The organism is Cryobacterium sp. Y11 (assembly GCF_002929535.1).
Taxonomy (GTDB): Bacteria; Actinomycetota; Actinomycetes; order Actinomycetales; family Microbacteriaceae; genus Cryobacterium.
This window is the reverse complement of record NZ_PJJO01000044.1, coordinates 11356-33645: the sequence shown is the minus strand read 5'-3', so window position 1 is coordinate 33645 and position 22290 is coordinate 11356. Positions and strand designations below refer to the sequence as shown.

At 61.7% G+C, this 22290-nt stretch carries 19 protein-coding genes and 2 pseudogenes; 3 read left to right on the top strand and 18 right to left on the bottom strand.

Features of this window, described 5'->3' with window-relative positions; translation table 11 throughout:
• Nucleotides 1–47: 47 nt before the first annotated feature.
• The 14 genes and pseudogenes from CXY75_RS02500 to CXY75_RS20000 all read right to left on the bottom strand — a co-directional run bounded on the left by CXY75_RS02500 (nucleotide 48) and on the right by CXY75_RS20000 (nucleotide 13789).
• Entirely contained in the window at nucleotides 48–923 is an 876-nt protein-coding gene (locus tag CXY75_RS02500; RefSeq protein WP_104081286.1) for a GntR family transcriptional regulator, read from the bottom strand.
• An 84-nt stretch (nucleotides 924–1007) separates the two neighbouring features.
• A complete protein-coding gene (gene pdxA, locus CXY75_RS02495) occupies nucleotides 1008–2033 on the bottom strand; it encodes a 4-hydroxythreonine-4-phosphate dehydrogenase PdxA (RefSeq protein ID WP_104081285.1) in 1026 nt (341 codons plus the stop codon).
• Nucleotides 2030–3412, bottom strand: a complete 1383-nt coding sequence (locus CXY75_RS02490; RefSeq protein ID WP_104081284.1) for a four-carbon acid sugar kinase family protein — start codon at nucleotides 3410–3412, stop codon at nucleotides 2030–2032. The genes pdxA and CXY75_RS02490 overlap by 4 nt, the downstream gene beginning before the upstream one ends.
• A 33-nt stretch (nucleotides 3413–3445) precedes the next feature.
• On the bottom strand, nucleotides 3446–4483 hold the full coding sequence (locus tag CXY75_RS02485) for a 2-keto-3-deoxygluconate permease (protein ID WP_199182337.1): 1038 nt from the start codon (nucleotides 4481–4483) through the stop codon (nucleotides 3446–3448).
• A gap of 238 nt (nucleotides 4484–4721) precedes the next feature.
• Nucleotides 4722–4961, bottom strand: a pseudogene (locus CXY75_RS20925) (ISAzo13 family transposase); the annotation flags it as partial.
• Nucleotides 4962–5071: 110 nt separating this feature from the next.
• Complete coding sequence (gene rbsD, locus CXY75_RS02475; protein ID WP_104081283.1) at nucleotides 5072–5476, bottom strand: D-ribose pyranase; 405 nt, start codon at nucleotides 5474–5476, stop codon at nucleotides 5072–5074.
• Between the two features lie 118 nt (nucleotides 5477–5594).
• A complete protein-coding gene (locus CXY75_RS02470) occupies nucleotides 5595–6482 on the bottom strand; it encodes an NAD(P)-dependent oxidoreductase (RefSeq protein WP_104081282.1) in 888 nt (295 codons plus the stop codon).
• A 65-nt stretch (nucleotides 6483–6547) separates the two neighbouring features.
• Nucleotides 6548–7594 carry an ABC transporter permease gene (locus CXY75_RS02465; RefSeq protein WP_104081281.1) on the bottom strand — a complete coding sequence of 349 codons (1047 nt, stop codon included), beginning with the start codon at nucleotides 7592–7594 and terminating at the stop codon, nucleotides 6548–6550.
• Nucleotides 7591–9105, bottom strand: a complete 1515-nt coding sequence (locus CXY75_RS02460) for a sugar ABC transporter ATP-binding protein (RefSeq protein ID WP_104081280.1) — start codon at nucleotides 9103–9105, stop codon at nucleotides 7591–7593. The genes CXY75_RS02465 and CXY75_RS02460 overlap by 4 nt, the downstream gene beginning before the upstream one ends.
• Before the next feature lie 83 nt (nucleotides 9106–9188).
• Nucleotides 9189–10160, bottom strand: a complete 972-nt coding sequence (locus tag CXY75_RS02455; RefSeq protein WP_104081279.1) for a sugar-binding protein — start codon at nucleotides 10158–10160, stop codon at nucleotides 9189–9191.
• 107 nt (nucleotides 10161–10267) lie between these two features.
• Nucleotides 10268–11749, bottom strand: a complete 1482-nt coding sequence (locus CXY75_RS02450; RefSeq protein ID WP_104081278.1) for a four-carbon acid sugar kinase family protein — start codon at nucleotides 11747–11749, stop codon at nucleotides 10268–10270.
• Nucleotides 11746–12423: an aspartate/glutamate racemase family protein gene (locus CXY75_RS02445; RefSeq protein ID WP_104081277.1), complete on the bottom strand. Its 678-nt coding sequence runs from the start codon at nucleotides 12421–12423 to the stop codon at nucleotides 11746–11748. The genes CXY75_RS02450 and CXY75_RS02445 overlap by 4 nt, the downstream gene beginning before the upstream one ends.
• A gap of 203 nt (nucleotides 12424–12626) precedes the next feature.
• Nucleotides 12627–13403, bottom strand: a complete 777-nt coding sequence (locus tag CXY75_RS02440) for a DeoR/GlpR family DNA-binding transcription regulator (RefSeq protein ID WP_104081276.1) — start codon at nucleotides 13401–13403, stop codon at nucleotides 12627–12629.
• Entirely contained in the window at nucleotides 13400–13789 is a 390-nt protein-coding gene (locus CXY75_RS20000; RefSeq protein ID WP_199182336.1) for a hypothetical protein, read from the bottom strand. Before CXY75_RS20000 ends, CXY75_RS02440 begins: the two co-directional genes overlap by 4 nt.
• Before the next feature lie 135 nt (nucleotides 13790–13924).
• Here CXY75_RS20000 and CXY75_RS02430 point away from each other — a divergent pair, with 135 nt between their 5' ends.
• A complete protein-coding gene (locus tag CXY75_RS02430; RefSeq protein WP_104081275.1) occupies nucleotides 13925–14902 on the top strand; it encodes an aldo/keto reductase in 978 nt (325 codons plus the stop codon).
• 56 nt (nucleotides 14903–14958) lie between these two features.
• Complete coding sequence (locus CXY75_RS02425; protein WP_104081274.1) at nucleotides 14959–15795, top strand: aldo/keto reductase; 837 nt, start codon at nucleotides 14959–14961, stop codon at nucleotides 15793–15795.
• On the opposite strand, the pseudogene CXY75_RS02420 reads toward CXY75_RS02425, so the two are convergent.
• Together CXY75_RS02420 and CXY75_RS02415 are read right to left on the bottom strand one after the other, a co-directional pair.
• Nucleotides 15792–16640 (bottom strand): annotated as a pseudogene (locus CXY75_RS02420) (class II fructose-bisphosphate aldolase). The gene CXY75_RS02425 and the pseudogene CXY75_RS02420 overlap by 4 nt on opposite strands.
• Nucleotides 16641–16662: 22 nt before the next feature.
• Complete coding sequence (locus CXY75_RS02415; RefSeq protein WP_104081273.1) at nucleotides 16663–17595, bottom strand: NAD(P)-dependent oxidoreductase; 933 nt, start codon at nucleotides 17593–17595, stop codon at nucleotides 16663–16665.
• A 163-nt stretch (nucleotides 17596–17758) separates the two neighbouring features.
• On the opposite strand from CXY75_RS02415, the gene CXY75_RS02410 reads away from it, so the two are divergent.
• Nucleotides 17759–18460, top strand: a complete 702-nt coding sequence (locus tag CXY75_RS02410) for a FadR/GntR family transcriptional regulator (RefSeq protein ID WP_104081272.1) — start codon at nucleotides 17759–17761, stop codon at nucleotides 18458–18460.
• A gap of 1067 nt (nucleotides 18461–19527) precedes the next feature.
• On the opposite strand, the gene CXY75_RS02395 is transcribed toward CXY75_RS02410, so the two are convergent.
• Nucleotides 19528–19809 carry a hypothetical protein gene (locus CXY75_RS02395; protein WP_104081270.1) on the bottom strand — a complete coding sequence of 94 codons (282 nt, stop codon included), beginning with the start codon at nucleotides 19807–19809 and terminating at the stop codon, nucleotides 19528–19530.
• Nucleotides 19806–20720, bottom strand: a complete 915-nt coding sequence (locus tag CXY75_RS02390; protein WP_104081269.1) for a type IV secretory system conjugative DNA transfer family protein — start codon at nucleotides 20718–20720, stop codon at nucleotides 19806–19808. Before CXY75_RS02390 ends, CXY75_RS02395 begins: the two co-directional genes overlap by 4 nt.
• Between the last annotated feature and the right edge of the window lie 1570 nt (nucleotides 20721–22290).

Genomic DNA, 22290 nt, shown 5'->3' with positions numbered 1-22290 from the left:
CTCTTATCACGAGTGCATTACCTTCCGCTACATGTGCTGAAGTCGGGTCAGTCGCTCCGAACCAGTTCTACGGACAGCTCGTGGAGCTGGCGGGACAAGTCCGCGGCGCGGCCTGCCAGCTGAGAGCGGGTCGGGCGGTCGTTGGCGTGTTCCAGCGCGGAGGCGATAGCCGGCGCATCGGCGTCGACCACGTCGAGGTCAAAAACTACGCGGTCGGCACGGTGCCAGGTGGAGAACATCTCGATGGGCACACCATTTTCGTCAAGACTCGTACCTTCGAGCAGTAGCAGCGGCTCCCCAACACTGATCTGCAATAGCTGCGCCAGGCTCTCCGTGGCGGCTACAGCGCGCACCTGCCGGCGGCCAGAGACGAACGACACGCCCAGGCGAGATCGCAGAACGGTGTGCAGCGAGGCATCCGTCAGCTCGACGGCCGTGAGGCCGGCACCAATCGACAGGGGCAGCCAGGTGTGAATGACCGCGAGGGGGCCGGTGCCGGAAGATCTCAGGCGTCGAATACCCACGACCTCAGCGCCGCCCAGCGCCGCTGATGCAGCAGCATTCTGCTCGGGCGCCAGTGTGAGCACGGCCGTGAAGACGTCAGCGCCCTCGGCCGAGATCTGGGTAGACAGGCCCGACATGCGCTGCACGAGTCGATGGTGCTCACTGCGCGGCGACACCACGCTGCCGCGCCCGCGCCCGCGTTGCACGAGGCCTTCAGCGCTGAGCGCGGCGAGTGCCTGACGCACGACCGAGCGGGAAACGGAGAACCGTTCCTGCAACTCCGCCTCGGTCGGCAACTGCGACCCGGGCGGCAGTTCCCCCTTGACGATATGGGAACGGATGATTGCCCCCACCTGGCTGTGCAGCGGACTGCCGTTGGCGGCATTGATCGCCCCGGCGGGCACTTCATCTAGCCACATCACTCCATCGTAGGGCGCAGGGTGCCATCGCCCCGGCCGCGCGGTTCTGCGCGGACCGGGCATCCGCTCGGCTGGCCATGACGGTTAGGCGGCCTGCGCGGCCCGCCACACGTGGTCCCACCCGGGCGCGAGCGCTGCGGCGCGTTCCAGCGACAGCACGAGGCTGGCCTCGCGGGCGATTCCCTGACCGGCGATGTCGAACGCGGTGCCGTGGTCAACCGACACGCGCACGACCGGCAGCCCGACCGTGATGTTCACGCCGTCGTCACCGTAGACGGCCTTAAAGGGTGCGTGACCCTGGTCGTGGTAGCAGACCACGGCGAGGTTGTACTTTCCGCGAATGGTCGCGGGAATCAGGGCGTCCCCGGGCAGGGGGCCAACGACGTTGAGCCCACGAGCCCTGGCCTCGGCGACGGCCGGTGCCAAAACGTCGGCATCTTCATTTCCAAAGAGCCGATTTTCGCCCGCGTGCGGGTTGAGGCCGGCGAGCCCAATCAACTCATCGGGCTTTCCCATGGATTTGGCGAAGGCGCCAGCCAGTTCTAGCACCGAAAGGGTGCGCTCGATCGTGATGTTCTCGATCGCCTGGCGCATCGACACGTGCGTGGTGAGGTGAAAGAAGTACAGGTCCCCGGCCGAGAGCACGAGGGAGAAATTCTTCACCCCGAACTCGTGAGCGAGCAGCTCGGTGTGGCCGGGCCAGTTGTGCCCACCGGCGTGCATCGCAGCTTTGTTCAGCGGCGCCGTCACGATTCCCTGCACCTCGCCCGCGCGGGCGAGCCGGCAGGCCTCCACCACGAAACGGTAGGAGGCATCGCCGGCCGCAGCACTGAGCACGCCCTGCTCGACGTGTTCGAGCGACGGGCCGGTCTGCAACAGCTCAATTGTTCCGGGCTCGTTACGGGCGTCGGCCACATTAGCGATCACGCGAATCGCCGCCTGGTCGCCGCCCACATTGAGTACGCCGCGGCGCATCGCCGCCTCATCGCCGATTACGACGGGAACGCACCGGGTGCGAACGTCGTCGTGACCGAGCAGTGACTTGGCAGTAATCTCGGGACCGATTCCGGCCACGTCTCCAATGGTGACCGCAAGGATGGGAAGCGTCATGGGTGTTCTCCTATGTTCGGGCTGATAGAGGGGCTGAGCACGTGGTCGGCCAAGAGTTCGGGAAGGATGTCCGCAATCGACGAGGCGACACCGAAGCCGCCAGCCTTGGTGACGACAGTGAGGCCGTCGGCGAGGCCGCCGTCAATTAGGCCTACCGGAATTCCCTCGCGAATGGCATCCGTCACCACGATGGCGCCGGCCTCGAAGTGCTTGAGCACGGCCCGCGCGCCCTCGCCGCCCATGAGTACTAAAGCGCCCACGGAACGGTGTGCGAATACCGCCGCGGTGATGGTCGCGAGCCCGTCGGCGATAATTACGGCCGCCGTTTCGGTTGCACTCAGTGCAGCGGATGCTGCGGGCCGCTCCGATGGGGTTGCCACGATCACGATCGGGGGAAGATGTGGTGCCGTCGCTAGCTCCGCGGCAATCCAACGGCCAACCGCACCCGGCTCCAGCAACATGGCCAGGCTCGGCGCAAATGTGCGCACATGTTGCGGCGGGGTGCTGCCGACCAGATGATCGTACTGAGACCGGGAGACATCGTGCAGCGAACTGACCACGACGACTACGCGCGCTGCCCGCACCCGCCGTGACTTTGCGGCGACGGCCAGGTCACGGCACCAGACCTGCGAGAGCGCAACCGCAAGCCCGGCACTCCCGGCAGGAACGACCTCGGCTCCGAGCAGGGCCACGGCTTCGGCCAGTATCATCAGGTCAGCATCCGTCGCCGCGTCGACCGTGACGACGCGGGTCTGGTTCCGTGCCGCGGCGCGCAGTTGTTCGGCGTGTTCCAGGGGCGTTCCCTCGTCCAGGGAGATGTGCACGCTTCCCGGCACCAGCTCCGCGAGCAAATTCGTTGTCACGGGCGTCACCGGATCGGTGCCAACGGCCGTCGTCTCCACACCCTGACCATCGACCAGAATCCGACCGTTCTGCACGGTTCGTTTCATCGCCGGATACGCGGGGCAAACAACAGCAAAAGCTGCATCGTGGAGCTTGCGCCACGCGGTGAGCGCGCCATGAATTTGAGCGTGAACCGAGCCCCGCATGGTTGAATCGATTTTGAGCAGGAGCCGATTAACACCAGCATTCCCGAGCGCCTCCGCGGCCTCCGATGTGCTCATTCGGGCGAGCTGCGCCGACTGAGCGCGGGCGTCGGACACCACCGCGAGAACCGTCCCGTGGCCGCTGGCTCCACTGTCGGGCGCGGTCAACGCTAGCCGGGTGCGCCATCCGTCGCGGGCAAATTGCACCGCCGAATCGCCGCCACCGGTGAGGTCATCGGCCACGATGCCTACGGAAACATGGTCGGCACGCGTTCCGCCGGCCCGTGGGCCTGGCTCCGGATTTTCCACGGCATGCAGAAGGGGCTCAACCATGGTGGCGGGCGTGATCGTGGCGGGTCCGGTCGGTCATGAGTGTTCGACCGCGTGCACCGGAACAGTGCCAACGGAGGTTTCGGCGTCCGGCTCGTTGGCGACCAAACCACCTTCTCTTTTGAGCACCCAGGCGGCCAGCAGCGGCGCGAACACCGCGGTGACGAGTACTGCGGACGCGACTTGGGCCGTTGCGACCTCAACAAAAGGCGCAAAGGTGGGGTCAGCTAGGGCGATGATGGCCGGGGTGGCGATCGCGTTGCCGGCCGTGGTAGCCGAAGCGATACCGATGCCGGACTTGTTACCACGGCGCAAAATGAAGCGGTAACCGAGATAGGTGAGCGTGCCGGTAAGGAGGGTGGCGATGATGCCCACGATGATGCCGGACAGTCCCCCCGTCAGCACGTTCTGCAGGTTAATGCCGGTGCCCAACGCGAAGGCGAAAAACGGAATGATCATGTTCGGGATCGGGCGCATGATCTCGGTCCACTTCTGGTCGAGATTACCCACGATGACGCCGATCAGCAACGGAATAATGGCCGCCAGAAGCAGTTGGAAGGGAATGTTGGCCAGGCCAGCGACGCCGAGGAAGAGCATCGAGAAAAAGGGCCCGTCGTTGATGGCGGAAGCCATGTATGCCCCGCGGTCGCGGGCGTCTCCGTAGCGCCCGGTAAAGGCAAGCCAGAGACCACCGTTGCTGTTGTCCATGGTCACGAGCAGGGCGAGAATGGAAACGCCCAAAATTCCATCGATGCCAACGATCTGGGCGAGGAGCACGACGATCGTAGCCGGAATAATGGACTTGCAGAGCAGCAGAACACCGGAGGTAGCGAGCACCGGACCGGATGTCTTCAGGGTGATCTGCATCCCGGTGGCGAAGATCAGCAGGCCAATCAGTGGAAGCGCACTGGCCTGGAATAGCGCGGTGGTGAAGTTGCCCATGCTGAGAAAGCCAGGGAAGAACGTGCCAATGACAGAGCCGAGAATAAGTGGAATGAGCATCAGTCCCCCGGGAATGCGGTTCATGCCATCAAACAAAGGCACTCGGCTGACGATTTTGGATCCGGCTACCATGGCGAATCTCCTTAGCTAGGGCTGCGATGCCCGCGAATTATGTGTACGTACACAATGTACCTACTCTATCCGGCCAAGTCTTGGCGTCAAGCCGTCTTTGCCCGATGCGGCGGACGGAGCTATGCCTGATCTTGTCATTCAATCTTTTGTTTGAGGATGAATCATAAGCTTCGGTCGTTTTCGATCCATTCCCAGTAAAGATCCGCAAGACGCCGCACAACAAGGTAGATGGTGTAACTTCGACCTGTTTCGCATTGCACTGCAGGCTGAAGTCTTGCTCGTGGAGACGGTTCGCGGTCGTCCACGCGGTACTGGGTCGACGAATTTTGTCTGTGCGCCCGCGCGAGGGCGCGGGTGGATTTAGTCGTCCATCGTAACGGCGACATTAGGTCCCCTGTTCGTCGGGATCTAGCAGCGCCAGCAGTGCGGCCGTGAGTCCCGGATCGGTGACCGTCTGACGCTTTCGGCCCGCACCGGGCTAGCGAACCCGAGGCGAGGCGGCGGGCGCCGCCTCGCCTCGGGTTCGCTGGGTTTGCTCCCTGCATCGTTGGCGATTCGTCCTTCGAGGCTCCCAATCGGGTGGCGTCCCTAGAAAGGAACGCCCGAGTATAGGAGAACGTTGGAGTACGGCGTGAACTCGCCGGAGCGTACCACCGCGCGGGCCTGGTGTGTCTTCTGTTTGAACTCGGTGTGCGGCACGAACTCCACTGAAACACCCACTTCGACCAACCGTTTCGTGATTGCCTGCAACATTTCGGGGCTATTCTCGACCATTTCAAGCGAAACTATGGCCTTCTCGACAACGAACTCCGCCAGAACCGTTTCCAGAACATCCAGAAAGGGCGGTGTTCCGGCTCGGTACGCCAGATCGATTCGCTCGACTGATGAGGGAATGGGAAGACCGGCATCGGCCACGACGATGGAGTCGGTGTGCCCGCATTCGGATATGACTCGCGCAAGTTGTGGGTGCAGGGTGCCGTTGTTGCGTCTCATTGTTTCCTCGTGTTTTTTAGGTTGTACTACTCGCCTGAATGTGGTCTGCTGAAGGCAGCACTGTACTGACGAGCGGGGCATTGTCTGCACCGCCCGTCAGCGTCGTCGTGAGTGGCGCTCAGCCGCGCGGAAGCGCGTTACCGTCGGCGTCGAGGTAGTCGCGCCACGACCGTTTCGGGGTCCAGCCGAGCATACGTTGCGCCTTCGCGCTGGAGATTCCCGAGGAGTCAGGCCGATCAGTTGATCGAAGTTCGATCTTGTCACCGTAGTACTTGTGCAGGATCTCACCGAAGTCCCATCCACCGACATTGTCCGGCGAGGCAATGTAGAAAACCTCATGCCCGGGCAGGTCGGATTCGGTGGCCAGCACAATCGCGTCCGCCAAATCATAGGCGTCGATGTAGCTCCACAGATTTGGGCTAAGCACCGAGGCGTCGCGCACCTGCGGCCCAAGGTTTTGCTCGTAGTTGCCCTCGTTCTGAACCCAGCTCGGGCGAAGGGAGATGCAACGGATATCCGACCGCTCGACCGCAGCGTTCATCAGCTGTTCGCCGAAGTGTTTGGATAGTGCATAGGGATCTTGCGGGTGGGCCGGGTGTTCCTCGTCGACCGGGGCGTAGTCGGGCAGGAAGTCCCGCTCCGGAAAGAAGAAACCGGGGACGGTCTCGCTGGAGATGTTAACGAAGCGCTTCACTCCGAACCGTACGGCCGCTTCAAGAACGTTGAATGTGGCCATCAGGTTCGTGCGGAACACGACATGGGCGGGGTTGCCGGTGGGCTCCGGGATCGCAGCCACGTGCACGACGGCATCGACGCCCCGCACGACGGCGAACGCCTCTCCGGCATCCGTCAGGTCGGCCATCTGGTAGCGGGCCGTTCCTTCGGCGCGTCGCTCAAATCCCGGGCGCGTTAAGTCCGTCGCGAGGACGTCGTGTCCGGCGTCCAGCAGCGCTTGGGTGGCGGCACGACCGACCTTACCGTGGGCTCCGGTGATAAGTACCTTCATGATTGCTCCTTCTGTGCTGCAATGTTATGCGCGTCCGTTCGACGCGCTGTTGTGATGTGTGCGTGTCAGTTGCGCTGTTTGCGCCACATGTTCAAAGCGACCGCGCCCACGATGATTACCCCGCTAAATACCTGCTGCCAATATGCGGAAATTCCCAGGAGGATGAGCGCGTTCTGGATCAGCAGGAGCAGTGAGGTTCCGAGTGCTGTTCCCAGGATTCCTCCCACTCCGCCGAAGAGGCTTGCTCCGCCGATAACGGCTGCCCCAATAGCCAGCAACTCGTATCCGTTCCCCGCAGCGGGCTGACCCACGCTCAGTCGCGCGGTTTCCAAGATCCCTGAGACGGCGGCGAGGGTCGAGGCGATGACGAAGACCGAGATCTTCACGCGTCGGACTCGAATGCCCGACAGCTTCGCCGCTTCCTCATTTGATCCGACAAAGTAGACATGGCGACCGAATGTGGTGCGGGTGAGCACGAGGTGTGCCGCGATGGCGACGATCGCCGCGACCCAAACCGGTATGGGAATGCCGAGATAAGCGCCCTGTCCAATGAACAGGAATTCGGACGGAAAACCACTGATCGTCGAACCGCTGGTAATGCCCAAGGACAGCCCTCGGGCCACAGCTAACATGCCGAGCGTCACGACGAAAGAAGGTATGCCCATGTACGCATTGATTGAGCCGTTCACGAGTCCCACAACCGCGCCCCCGACTAAGGCAAGAAGTATTGCAACAATCGGCGACATCCCCAAGTTTACTATGAAAACGCCGGTCAGGACGCTGACAAACGCGACCACGGACCCAACAGAGAGGTCAATTCCACCGATCAGGATGACGAAGGTCATTCCTACGCTGATGATCAGGGCAAGACCGATCTGCCGTCCGACAACCGTGAGGTTTCCGGAGGTAAAGAAGTACGGAGAAGCCCACGACAGGTAGACCACGAGGAGAATCACGACCGCGGCGAGGGTTGACTCGCGTGCGGTGACAATCTTCTTCAGCCCTTTGAGGGTCTTCTGACCCAGCGCCACACGCGTAATTGCTGGTGCGAACTGCTTGGTGCTTGACGCATCGTGCGTTTCTTGCTTCACGAAATCTCCGTTGCTTGTCATGAACCGTCCTCCTGTACTCCCGTGGCCATGGCCATGACCCGCTTCTCTGTTGCCTGGGCAGCATCGAGTTCGCCGACGCCGTAACCCTCTCTCATGACAAGGATGCGGTCGGCGATTCCCAAAACTTCAGTCAGCTCGGAAGAGATGACCAGCACAGCGACGCCTTCGCCGGCGATCGTACGGATCAGCTGGTAAATCTCCGCCTTCGCTCCAACATCGACCCCGCGCGTGGGCTCATCGAGGATGAGCAACTTAGGGAGTCGAGCAAGCCAACGAGCCAAAACCACCTTTTGCTGGTTCCCGCCGCTCAAGGTGCCGGCGGCGACTTCGATAGCCGATTCTCGTAGGCCAAGCTGCTTCGCATATCTGCGAGCGAGCTCTCGATCCCGGCGTTGCGACACAACGGACAACCGACTAATCCTAGGCAAGGAGGCCGATGACATGTTCTCTCGAACGGATAACCCTAGGAATAACCCTTGGTGTTTCCGGTCCTCGGGCACGAAACCGATCCCAGCAGCCATTGCCTCATTCGGCGTCCGCAAGGCCATCGGCTGTCCTGCAATGAGAATTTCGCCTCGGCGGCGTTTGACCGCACCAAAGATTGTCATCGCCGCGTCACTTCGACCGGCGCCGATCAATCCGGCCAGGGCAACGATCTCTCCCGGTCGGACCGCAAAGCTCACGTCGTGCAGCAGCGACCCGGAGCTGAGTCCCCGCACTTCGAGCGTGGGGGTCGCCGTGTGGTCCACGGGCACGGTGCGGATTCCGTAGAGGTCTTCCAGTTCGCGGCCAACCATCATCTGGACGATATCGTTCGGGCTGGTTGTTTGAGCATCGCACACGCCAACAACCGATCCGTCACGCATGACCGTGATCCGATCGGCGATCTCGAAAATCTCACGCATACGGTGCGAAACGTAGATCACGCTCACGCCGGTGGATCGGAGCTGGCGTACAAGCGTAAGGAGGGTTTCCACTTCTTCTTCGGTCAGCGAAGAGGTTGGTTCGTCCATCACGACCACGCGAGCGTCGACGAGCAGGGCCTTCGCAATCTCAACCATCTGGCGCAGGGCAATGTTGAGGTTTCCGACGATCTCGTCTGGCGAGATGTTGATTCCTAGGCTGGTCAGGAGACGACTGGCGCCACTCTTCATCGCGTTGAAATCAACGGTCCCGAAACGAGTCTTCGGCTCCCGACCGACGTAAATGTTCTCGGCAACGCTGAGGTCATTGGCCAGGTTGAGTTCCTGATAGATGACAGCGATTCCGTGAGCCTGCGATTCACGAGGAGAATGGACCTGTACGACTTGGCCGGATACCTCAATGACGCCTTCATCGGCACGTGCCGCGCCGGCGAGTATCTTCAAAAGCGTGCTCTTGCCGGCACCGTTTTCCCCGACGAGAGCCATCACCTCTCCCGGCTCGATTGACAAGCTGACATCGCGAAGTGCGGTAACGCCTGGATACCTTTTCACGATGCCCCGCATTGCGATGAGCGCGTGCTCAGCCATTGCTGCTCCCTTGTATTTGGTACGGGTATGGATCAAATGCGGGGCCGGCAGATTCTCCGCCGACCCCGCATTGCTCGTGAAAGTTAGTGCGCGATCTTCTGAAATTCCGACAGAGTGTCCGGAGTGACCGTCACGACGCCGGTGTCGACCACGAAGTTCTTCTCCAACTTGGACGACTTGTTGTGGAAGTCAACCAGAATCTGCAGTGCCTGTGCGGTCATTCCGAAGGGCTTCTGCGAGATGAGCGCATCCACGCAACCGCCGTTCATGCCCTCAATACCCTGCGGAACGACGTCGAAGCCCACGGCCTTAACGGTTCCGCATTTGTCGGCCGATTTCAGTGCCCCGGCAATACCGGGAAGGTCTGAACCGCCTATGCCGATGAAGCCGGCGAGGTCCGGGTTGGCCTGCAGGATCGTCTCGGAGGCTGTCTGTGCGGTTGCGATAGATTCACCGGAAACCTGGGTAGCTACCAGCTGGATATCGGGGTGCTCCGCTAATGCTTTCTTGACTCCCTCGAGTCGCTGGTTAAGGTTGACCGCGCTCAAACTGCCGATCACAACGGCCACCTTGCCTTTATTACCGACGCTCTTGGCCAGAGCTTCGCCTGCCTGGACGCCGGCAGCGACGTTGTCCGTTCCGATGTAGCCCAACACGTCACTGTTCGGAACAGGTCCATCCCAAGCGATGATCGGGATGCCGGCCGCCGTCGCCTTGGCGATGTTGTCAAGAACGCTCGCGGGGTCATTGGGCGAGATGGCGATCCCTGCGGGTTTGGTGGCGAGGATCGAGTCGAAGATATCTACCTGTGCGGCGGCATCGTCTGTGTCGGGGCCGAGGAACTTGGCTGTGACGCCAAGTTTGGCCGCTTCGTCTTCCATGCCTTTGCGGGCGTCCACCCAATAGGGATTGTTGAGGGACTTGGGAAGGAATACGTAGACCGGCTTGTCACCGGTCGATTCCGCCGCCGGACTGGTTTCGGTGGTCGCGCTGCAGCCCGAGAGGACGAAGGCTGCCGTGGCGATCATAGCGGCTGCCAGGGTGATTTTTCGCATTACTACTCCTTTGTAATCAGTGCATAAAACTGTTGCCGTGGGTATTGCTACTCCTGGTGGACACCGTTTCTCGATTCTGCCCACTTATGAATCACGATTCGTTGTTCTTATAGGCCCGCTCCCGAGTGGTTGCCGCGCAGAATACGGACCGCGTCCGCGAGGGTGGACTCATCCCCGACATTGCCAGCAAAGACGATATACGGGAGGCCCTCCAAGCCCCGCCCGTTGCCGCCTTCGTGAACCCAGACCGAAACGATTCCCGGGAACAACTGTCCGATGACTGTTGCGCGCCGAATTTCAAGCCCATCTGTGGCCACGTCGCTTGAAGTGATTCCACCCTTGGCAAGTACCCATTTCAGCGGGACTTCGTCGACGGCTCTCGCGGCCAGCGCGACCAACGCGTGCGATACGGCTTGGGCGATTACGAGGCTGGAATGACCCGAGTCTCCCTTGACTTGCTGTCTACTTGATACGAGCAGCGCATCGGTTCGTTTGAGGGCTGCCACCAAGGCATCACCGCATCGGGCCATTTCGACGTCGGCCTGCGCCGAGTCGAGTAGTCTCGGAACGTCCAATTCGATGGTTGCCAGGTCGGCGACATCTCGCTTCAACCGCGAGACCTGTCGGGTGGTCAACTCAACATGGGAGCCGACGACTACCAACCCGTTTCCTGGACGCTCTCCAGAGGCGAAGACCTCAGCATGCGAGAGCGGTGCCCGACCTTTGATGCCGAGCCGCGACGCGACGAAGGAGGGGCCGGTGCGGCTCAGTACCCGAGTCCCGTCTGCTTCCGCCAGGATGAGGCCCAGGACGACTACATCGAGATCTGCCTCATCCACCGCATTAACAATGATCGGGGCTGCATTTTTGCAGCTGCGGATAACGTCGCGCACGCGTTCCGCCCCACCAACCCGGATATCTTCGAGGCTGAGGCTGAGAACACTGTTCGATGAGACGGCCGCGTGCGTTTTCTCCTGCACGTAGTCCCGCAGGTTGGAACTGGTGAACCCGAAGGTCGCATCCTGCGCGTAGTTTGTCTGGCCGACCGGTAAGAAAGAGGTTCCGGTACCGACATAGTGGACGTCGTCCTCGGTCACCCTTCCCGCCGCAATATACGCGGGGGCGATGATCAAAGCGTCGTAGGGCCTACCCGCTGAACGAGCGAGATCGATGAGCACGTCCGTTTCCAAGGGGTAATGCCCGCGCAGGGTTGAGTCGCTGCGTGTGATCAGCGTGTAGTGCGTGCCCAGCTCGGTGGCGACTCGGTCGATGACGTCAGCGACGTCCCTAATGGTGGCCTGGGCTTCATCGTCGTTCAACCCTCGGGTGTTAGTGAGGATGAAGAAGCCGTTCGCGGTCTGGTCAAAAGCCCAGCGAAGATCGTCAGGGGTCCACCCGGTGAGTACAGGGACGCCCTGAACCGACTGACTTCCCGTCGGATCGTCATCGAGCACGATCACCCAGGTTCGGGTGGTGGCATTCGCTTCGCGGATCTGCAGGCGGGCCTCGGGGAGGCGCAGGACGGGAGGTCCCGCGGCCAACAACTCGTCGGCATCCCTCACCTTCTCGGTGAGGGCCTTCGACTTCATTCCCCGAGTTCCGCGAAGCGCTGGGCCAGATATTCCACGCCGATGCGGGGGCTGGACAACACCGAAAGCTTCGTCTGCTCGTGCAGGCTGGCCGCAAGACGATTCATGGATGCCTGGGACAGGACGATCATGTCGACACTTTTCGCCAGATCCATGGCCTGTTCGGTCACCATTTCGTCGTGCTTCGCGCGGTCTCCCGACATCAGCACATCGAAGGCACCGCTGCACAACCGCTGCTCAATCGTGACCGTTCGCCCGATCTCCGCTGCCCTCGCGGAAATGAGGTCAGAAGTCGGACCGAGCGTGGTGGGGACCGTGGCCAGGACACCGATCTTAGTGCCCTGGCGGGCTGCCTGAATGGCCATAGCCTCGTCGATCTTCACGATGGGCGTGTGAACGCTTAGCGCAGCGACGTCCAGTGCCGGGCCCAGCGATGAGCACGCTGAGAAAATGATATCGGCGCCGGCCGCTTCTGCTGCCTCCGCAAGATGCGTCATCCGCAATGCGCTATTCGCCGAGATCCCCTGCTCGCGAACGACCGTGGCGAGGACATCAGAGTCAACGAAGTGGATGACCTCGGCATTCGGAATTAGTTCTGCGATGAGGTTGTTGATCGCCGGCTCGACGGAGACAAACACGAAGCTGGTATGCAGGATCGCAATCTTCTTTGACACGAAATCTCCTTTGAGGTAAGACGCGGGACGTCTGATGACTTATCATTATCGAAGGGCGCGAGCTTGTCAATTCGGAAAGATAACAATTCTGAATCGGCAGCCACGGCAGCCACCGGGATATCGTCACCGGCAACGCGCCGGGCGGAGGCAGCGGCCCGAGGGGGCGAGGAAGACCCAAAACCAAGCGGGCACGGCGGCGGCAGTTACACGCTCAAGCCGCCCACGACAACTACGGTGACGCCCTCGGCGATAAATGCGTTGACGACATCTTTAGAGGCAGAATTGTCCGTGACGAGGTTCCATGGCAGTGGAAGGCGAGCCCACGCATGGAACGGGGTCTTGCCCAGCTTGGCCCCGTGTGCAAGAACGTAGATCTTTTCTGCCCTCCGCGCCATGAGCTCCTTGAGCCTGGTCTGTTCTAGGTCGGCCTCGCAGATACCCTTGCCGGGCGTAACGGCGTCGGCGCTGAGGAAGACTCGATTGAACGTCATGCGTTCCAGCGCGGCTTCCGTCAGTGCCCCTAGGAAACCTTGGCTTAGCCGACGCAATCGACCTCCAAGGCATTCGACCTGGATGCCGCTGACATCGGCTAGTTCCTGGAGCACGGTCAACCCCACGGTCGCTACGCGGAGATCCCTGGCCGAGCGTAATTCATGGGCGACGGCAGCGACGGTTGAGCCGGCATCCAACAGCAGGCTCTCGCCGGGCTGCACTTGGGCCGCGGCCCATCGTGCGATGGCGCCCTTTTTCTCGTACGCCGCGCCCATACGCTCCCGTAATGACGCTTCGGGGTGCGCGACGAGACCGAGTGCGCCTCCGTATGTGCGGGCGAGTTTGCCCTGTGTGTTCAATGCCGCGAGATCCCGGCGGATTGTTGAAGCCGTGACGCTGAAGCGGATAGCCAGATCCTCTACGTTGGCCGCACCCGCCGTGGTGGCCAGGCGAACGATCTCCTCACGGCGGGTTCCCGAGGATGTCATGCAGGCACGCCCGGACGAGTCGCCAACTCGGCTGCCTGATGCAGCGCTTCGGCCATGCTTGCCAGGTCCGCAATGCCCTTTCCCTCAATGTCAAAGACGGGACCGTGAGCCTCTGACAGGCACCGTCGCAGAGCATTCAGCCGAGCGGAAGCATCCCCGGCGTCCAGCCGGCGGCTGTCGGAATCAAGGACTACAAAGGTGTGCTCGGGATGCTCAACCTCCGCGTCAGCCGGGTCAGCCGGGTCATCCGGAGTCAGCAGTACTCGTGCCGCACTAGGCGGTGCCTTGCATGCGTCGCGCGGGGTCTGGTGAGTGAATTCCATTACGGCCGTTACCGTTTTGGCGGCGCCGGAAAGATCAGCCGCAATCGCCACGATGCGCGCCATTCTTCACCTTTCCGGTGCCTTCTTGCCGTTCACGTTTACAGTACTTCTGCGCACATCACGCTACTTAGCTTGCGTGTTTCGCGCAATCATGGCATGGTGATTCACAGAAGTAGACTGGCTGAAGGAAGTACTCCGATGTACGGAACGCATGTCGTAGGCATTGGCCTGCCCATTTCTCACGTTGCCCTCGGTACGATGACATTCGGAGACACGGTCGATGCTGCCCTGGCTGCCTCGCTGGTCGATGCTGCTCTGGATGCGGGCATCACCGTGATTGATACGGCCAACGTGTACGCCGGTGGAGCGAGTGAGGAAATCCTGGCCTCACTCCTGCCCAAGCGCCGCGAGTCCGTTCTGCTTGCGTCCAAGGCCGGCATGCCGAATCCTGACGTCGGAGAGCACTCCCCGCTCTCCGACGCTGGTCTACGCCTCTCTGTCAACGGTAGTCTTCGCCGCTTGGGGGTCGAGCGCATCGACCTGTTCTATCTCCACCAGCCGGACCGCACCACTCCTATGGAGGAGACCATGGGCGCGGTCGCGGAACTCGTTCGGCAGGGGACGATTGGTGCCCTAGGAGTCTCGAATTTCGCGGCCTGGCAGATCAGCGAACTCAATCATGTCGCGGATGCCATCGGCACCCCGCGTCCCGTCGTCGCGCAACAACTCTACAACCTGGTGGCCAGGCGCATCGAGGAAGAATATATTGAGTTCGCCGGCGCGACGGGCCTGCTGACCATGGTGTACAACCCGCTGGGCGGAGGCTTACTTACCGGAAGCCACCGGTTCGCCGACCTGCCCACTGAGGGACGTTTCGGAAGTTCGAAGCTGGCGGAAATGTACAAACAGCGGTACTGGGATCCCCAGCTCTTCGCCGCGATCGACTCCCTGGCAAAGATCGCTGACGGCGCCGGTATCACGCTCATCGATCTGTCATTGCGTTGGTTGATGAATAGACCGGGCGTCGGCGCTATCCTGTTAGGCGCTTCACGGATCGAGCAGTTACATTTCAACATCCTTGCGGCTGAGAAGGGACCGCTGGCAGCGGATGTGATCACTGCGTGCGACGCAGTGGGGTTGACGCTTCGAGGCCCCATGGCCAACTACAACCGTTAGACGCGTTATCCCTCAGTCGAGAACATCACGCACCACCGCAATGGAAATGAGAATCAATGTCCACCACTCCCTCAATCGTCCTCAATAACTCCGTCAAGATCCCCCAGCTGGGCTTCGGCGTATACCAGATCGAGCCTGGCGACGTGCGCGCTGCAACCAGCCGCGCGTTGAAAGCTGGCTATCGCCACATCGATACCGCGGCGGCCTACGCCAATGAGGCGGGAGTGGGCGAGGCCGTACGCGCAAGCGGGATCCCGCGCGACGAAATCTTCATCACGACCAAGCTCCGCAACGCCGATCAGGGGTATGAGGGCGCGCTCAGGGCATTCGAGACGAGCCGCAAAGAACTGGGGCTCGACGTCGTCGATCTGTACTTGATCCATTGGCCTTACCCGCGCCACAACCTCTTTGTGGAAAGCTGGAAGGCGTTGGAGAAGCTCTATTCGGATGGTGTCGTTCGCGCCATCGGGGTGTCGAATTTCCTCCAGCCTCACCTCGATCGGATCCTGGCGGAGGGTGACATCGTTCCTACTGTGAACCAGATCGAGCTGCACCCAAGCTTCCAGCAGGCCGAGCTCACTGAATACTCCGCCGCCCGTGAGATTGCCGTTGAATCGTACAGCCCTCTCGGCCAAGGCCAGGACCTGACCGGTGCGATCGTGCGGGGCATCGCCGAGAATCATGGGAAGTCACCTGCCCAGATCGTGCTGCGCTGGCATCTGCAGCGCGGATTCATCGTCATTCCGAAGTCCGTGAGCGAGCAACGCCTACAAGGTAATATCGATGTTTTTGATTTCTCGCTCGCTCAGGAGGAAATTGACTCGATCAATGGGGTCGAATCCGGACTGCGGACCAGCGGCGATCCGGCCACTTTCGATTTCCCCCAGATCTAGCGGTTCGCGCGTCCTGAGAGCGTCTCCAGGGATGCCGTGGTGAATGCCCGCACCGTCCCCCGCCAAAGATCCAGGAGCCCCAGAAGGTTCTCCCCGTCCTCGCGGTGAGCAAGAATTTCCATCTGCAGCATGGGAAAACTCCGGTGCGCAGTTCTGTGTTGAAGTTCACCTTCCCCACCCCACGCGCCGGTGCCTGTGCCAGGTCCTCGACGGCCAGTCCGGAAGCTCCGTGGAGCACAACCGGGGAGTCGGTTCTGCTGGTGATGTCATCCAATACATCCCAGCGGATCCGAGGCTCGCCCGCGTATCGTCCGTGCACATTGCCGATCGCAACAGCGAGCAGCTGCGCCCCGGTACGGGCCACAAAGTCGGCCACCTGGTCGGGACCGGTGAGTCCGGAGGCGTTCAGGGAAAAAGCTCTGTCCTCGTCCCCGGCTAGTCCCCCCAATTCCACCTCCAGCACGATTCCGGGGTCGTTTATGGCGTTCCGTGCCGCACCAACCAGCTGATGTTCTCCTCGTAGGTGAGGGCCGAGCCATCCACCAGGACGGCGTCGGCGCCTGCGGCCACTCCAGCCAGGATGGTAGTGATGTCGCTGGCATGGTCAAGCTGGATGGAAACGGGAACCGAGGCAGCGTCGGCAAGTCCTCGCAGGGCACAGATGAGTCGAAGCCCGGTTGGCGAAGTGGCCGTCTTGGGTGCAACGAGCAGGATAACCTCCGCCCCAACGCGTTCCGCGGTTTCCACCACGGCCAGCGCCGTCGTGAAGTCGTAGCAGGTGAAGCGAGCACCGCACCTCCGCCGACGAGTGCGGTCCGGACGAGAACGTCGAGTTGAGCGCGCATATGAGACTTCCTTTGCGTTGGATCAGAACCGTTTGGATGGTGCGAGAACCTTGATGATGGCCGAATCATCTGCCGCGCCCAGGCCGTGCGCCTGGCCCAGCAAGTAAAGCTGTTCCGCGGCAGCGGCCAGCGGGGAAGGTAAGCCCGCGGCGCGCGCGGCGCGGCCGACGATCCCCATGTCTTTGACAAAGATGTCCAGCCGACTGAGCACCTGGGCACCATCCTCGTCGTACGCTTGGAGGATACGAGGGCCGCGGTTGGACAGCATGAAGGAGCCAGCAGCCCCGGCCTCAAGCGCCTCGAGAGTCCTGGCTTGGTCCAAGCCGAGGGAATCCGCCAGCGCCAGCGCCTCTGCCGCTGCCGCAATGTGCACACCGCAGAGCAGCTGATTGACTGTCTTCATCGACTGGCCGTCCCCGGGCTTGTTTCCAACGACAGTGAGCGTGGAAGCGAGGCATTCCAGAACGGGCCGCGCTTGTTCCAACGCCCGAGGTTCGGCGCCCACGATGACGAGCAGGTCGCCTTCGCTGGCCCGCAATGGTCCTCCGGAAAGCGGAGCGTCCACGAGGGCAACGTTCAGGTCGGCCAATCTCTCCGCCGCCAGGATCGCGTCCGTGCCAACGGTGCTGGTTAGGACGACCACGGAGCCAGGCGATAGCGCTTCGGCCACTCCGCTTGAACCGAAGAGCACATCATTAAGTTGCTCGCCGGTCCTCACAGCGACTAGGATAATTTCAGCTCCGACGACGGCGGCCGCAGCGGATTCGAACGTCTTTACGCCAGCATCGGCTGCCAGACGTCTCTGTTCTTCATGAATGTCGAAGCCGTTGACTCGGAAATGCTGGTTCAGTCGCGTGGCTATGGGGAGGCCCATCGCGCCCAAGCCCAGAACGGTGACGATGGCCCGACTGGCCCGACTGGCCCGACTGGCCCGACTATCGATCGGCGTTTGCATAGTGACATCTCCCGAAGATGGATGGTTGAAGGCGCTCAAGTTCGTCCTGCACGCGTGTCTGACATCTTATCTTTGGTAAGATCTAACTTTAGGCGGGTAAGTACGCAATTGCCGTACCCGTCGCGTGTTTGTTGAACAGGAAATTCCCGGAAGGAGAGCAAGTATGGCACGTCAGTCATTGGTGGGAATGGTATCGGATGACCTCTTGAACCGGATTGTGTCCGGTGAATTTCCGCCTGGGTCCACCCTGCCGGGCGAGCTCGATCTCACGGCGCAGCACGAGGTCAGTCGCATGACGGTCCGCGAGGCCGTCAAAACCTTGGAAGCCCAGGGCGTGGTCCGGATCGAGCGTGGCCGCGGCACCTACGTGAATGAGTTGCGGCGCTGGACATCGATGGGGGCCGTCCTACGCGCAGCCGCGGATGGCGAGAAGGACGCCACAGCGGCGGTTCAGCTGATCGAACTACGCCGCATGCTGGAGTCGGGTGCCGCCGAACTCGCCGCCACCCGCATTACTGCGGAAGACCTTGCGAGCATGCTCGAGCACATGACAGCAATGGGCGAGGCCCACGTGGCCAACGATGTAGGCCGCTTTGTCGAAGCGGACCTCGCATTCCATGACGTGATCTTGCACGCCTCGGGCAACATATTTGTAGCTGTCCTGTTCGCACCGCTTTCACACGTGCTTTCAGCAAGGCGCGCCCAGACCTCCAAAGTTGTGCAAATTCAGGCGAACGCCCTCCGCGAGCATGCCCAAGTACTTGAGGCTCTAGCCTCCGGTGACCCCGAGCGGGCGCGACTCGCGATGGACAGCCACATGGCTCAGACCATGAGCGATCTCAAGACCTACGTTCTTCACATCTGAATCTTTGGATCGACGGTTGACCATCTACCCGCTCCTTGGCGCCCGCGTTTCCCTTGAATCCGGCTTCCAGCCCAGCGAAGGGTACCGCCGCCGCGGATGACGGTGCCCTGATGACTGGTGGAGTCCAATGCCTCTCTGAGGAGACGACCTCCTTCTGCCCAGCTACTGTCTACCTATAACTCCTCAACGAGCTCTCCGACGTGGGTCTACTCATCATCGAGCTATGCCGACTTCCTCACCAACCGAGAACACCGCTTTCCCACACTGATCGCTCCCCAATCGGGCCCAGCTACTGGGTCGGGGCCCTCCCGGATCGTGTCGCCGCGGATTCGATCGTGAACCGGCTGGCGAGCCGATCCCGCAACACCAACCTGGGCACAGTCGACATGCGTAAGCTCCGCGCCGACCAAGCCCGCGCCGACAAGAACCTCTGGGAATAGCCACAATTGGCCGTGCTTGCGGCGGGCCATAACTCGCTGCCAGTACCACCTACACAGAAATGAAGTATCATATCGCCGGATGCATGGGTGAACAGATGAGCCTGATGCTTGCGCCTAGGCGGGAGCAGAGTCGTCGTATCTCCGAAATGACCCATGGCGTGCTGGAGCCCGCCATTCGACAGTATCGAGAACGGACGAATCAGATGGCGACGACCATCACCGCGCAGCTACCAACCCTCACGGTGCCGAGGCCCACAACATCAGTAATAAATTTCGGCCGGCACCTACGTCAGGGTGTGGGGTGAGGCCAGTAGGTCAAGCAAGTCCGTCGCCGTGTCGTAGCGGCGTGCTGCCGAAGTGTTCTGCAGACCACTCGACATCAGTGGGATCGCGACGGCATCGGAAACGGTGGCCCCGCACGGAGATACCCACTGGTCACCATAAATGGATCTCGGACAACGCGGGGCTCCCGGTGCTCTCCGTCTGATCGGCAGCTGGCAAAGACCCGATTCGCACGAAGCGACTCAAGCGTTGGCCAGAGTGCACGTCGATGCCAGTCCACCAGCGCCGATGTCGCCGCAGCCGATCGAGTCACGTAGGCGGCGCGGGGGGAGACCATCAGCGCCGTCAGCTCCTCCACGGCGATGGGATGCTGATACCAGCAGGGAGAAGCCAGAGGGTCGGATCATTCAGAGTGGCCAGGTCGCGGGCATCGAGCCACGACACAAAGTCGCCTAGCTGTTGCCAGAGTGTCTCTGATTCGGCCGCAGGAAGCTTCGCCCAGACGTAGGGCCCAGCATCCGTTCGAGACTCATACATGTCGAACAGGTCTGGAAGTATCGTTTCGATATTGGTCAGCCGGGCGTCCATCCCCGCCGGGCTCTTAGGGTCTACTTCCCCATCGGTCATGACGTAATCCCTTCCTGCCGGAGTGACCAGTGCTGTGATTGCCGGAGCTCATCGGCGTCCGGGCGTTTCCACCACGGTGTCAGGGCCACGATCGCCTCATATTCCCGGTAGAGCAGCAGGGCGCTGCCCGGCGGGATTTGGCGGATGTCGTCGATCTTCATCCGACGCTCGTCCCGTTCACTCATCGACGTCGACGAGGAATCGCGGCGGCCACCATGACGCTGCATGGACGTGCTGGTCTGGGCTACCAGATGAGTGCCAATGAGTTTGGAGATCTTCTCCAGGAACACTTTATCGGCTAGGCCCCCGAAGATCAGTTTCGCCGCCGCCGACTCACAGATGGTTGTGGCAGCATCCGGCCCCCACTTGCCGACGAGCTGGCTCATCGAATGCACGAAGATCCAGGTGTGCAGGCCCCGGTCGCCGCCGTCCCTCATGAGGTTGGGAAGTTGCGGTAGCGGCGACACGTTGGCGACCTCATCCAGCACGAGCGTCAGCGGGCGGGGTAAGCGCCCCGCCGCCGTGTGCTGGGAGACCGTCTTGGCTTCGTCGATGATCGCCGCGACCAGGGCCGTGATAATCGGCGCCGTCGAGAACTCACGAGAATCATCGACCAGGCAGTACACGGTGTCGGTCGAGACGACGAAATTATCGGCCAGGAAGGGGACATCCGGTCTTTCACTGTCGGTCTGTGCCGGTGGGCAGAGCAAGTTTAGTACTCGCGCGTCCGTGAGGCAGGCCGTGATCCGCGACAACGTCGTTTTGGTATTGCCGATCGTTTCGGGAGCATCTTCCCGGCACCACTGATCAAGCTCGCGCGCCCAAATCGCCCCATTCGGGGATCGCTCACGGAGGATGCGGGAAGGTTCATGGTCGGTAAAGTCCTGCGCCCACCACACGACGTCGCGCATATCTCCGCCCGCGACTGCGCCGCATCGGGATTGTCGCAGCCCGGCACCATGTCCCAGCGCGCCTGCTGTGGCCACCGGGTAATACCGTCAAAATCAAACACGAACACGTGACCAAGTTCGCTGCGTTTTTTCACGGTGACCCGAAACACATTCGCTTTCGTCGATGTCGCCACGATACCGGCCGGGGCATCGAGGATACGGCCAATCGCCAGATAGGAGCTTTTACCCCTCGAGGTGGTGCGATCGTGCAGACCGTGTCCTCCTGGCGGATCGTGACGGGCCGCCCGGACGGACGCGCGAACGGAACCACCGTCGCCACCCCGGTCGCACGGACCCGCCTGTCCAAGTCCGGCCCCGTTGGCAACGCTGCCGGACGGCGCCGGCCGCGGCGATCCCAGAGCACAAGCGCGGACACTCCGAGGGCAGCACACACCATCAGCCAAATTCCACACCAGAGGCCGAGGACCCGCCCGTCCGGTTCGGTGAGCCCCCGAGTGGTGAAACCTTCAGAATTGTTCGTCAGCGTCATCACCACGGTCTGCAGCGTCTGATCAAACCGAAAGATCCCAATCCCGGTTCCGGCCGACGCAAACATGAGGTGCAGCACCAGGGCGGTGCCCACGATGATGCTCAAGAGCAGCCGTGGCGGCTGTCCGTGCGCTGCGGTTCGCGGCGCAGCCATGGCTACAGCTCCGCGGCGACGGCGGCGCCCGCCCGCCCGCCCGCAGCCACGCGTTCTGCGTTGCTGATCCGATGGCGTCAAAGCGGAGGGCGCCGCCGTGCAACGCCCGGTCGACGGGGTTGGTCACCGCGATCCGGGCCAAGCCGGTGAAGCCGATCGCGAACCGTTGGGCATCCGCTCGGGTGCCCAACGTTCCGACTGCGCTACCACCACCACGGCCAACCGTGCCAACTGTGCCGAATGCTCATCCCGGGCGTGCAGCGCTTCCATGAGGAGCGCCCGGACTCGGCCGGCTCCCCCAATGCCGTCGTCGCCACGACCAGCTGGTCGGTGTGTCGATCATGCGTAACCACTGCGGGGCGGACTCGTCGTTTCCGGAGTCGAAAAAGTTCATCCGAAAATACTTCGCGGCCACCCGGTAGAGTGCGTCAAAATCCTCCTCTGTGAGGCGTTGGCCTATGGCGAGCAGCTCCGGGTTCGGGCCCCGCGGACGGGACCCACACGTTTTCCTGCATTAGTAACCTCCGGTGGTCTGTCGTGCCGGCTCGCATTACCGAAGTGCGCGCATCGCTCGGTCGTGTCTTCGGCCAAGACATCGACCCCTTGCCCGCTCCCCCGGCCGGATAGTAAACCGAACGCGACTGGGCTGTTCCGCATCGGCCAACTCGTGCCGCTCCGCGACACCTTCTGCGAGCTGTGCGCTAGGCGGCGCCCCGTCGATGGCTGGATCAGCACTGCCCTCCCCTGCGGCAAGCGACCACCGTCTAGAATGTTGTCAATACAAACAACACGTGTATTACACGTGTTGTTTGTATTGACAGTAAGAAAGTGTTGTAAACAACACCAACAACACCAACAACACCAACAACACCAACAACACCAACAACA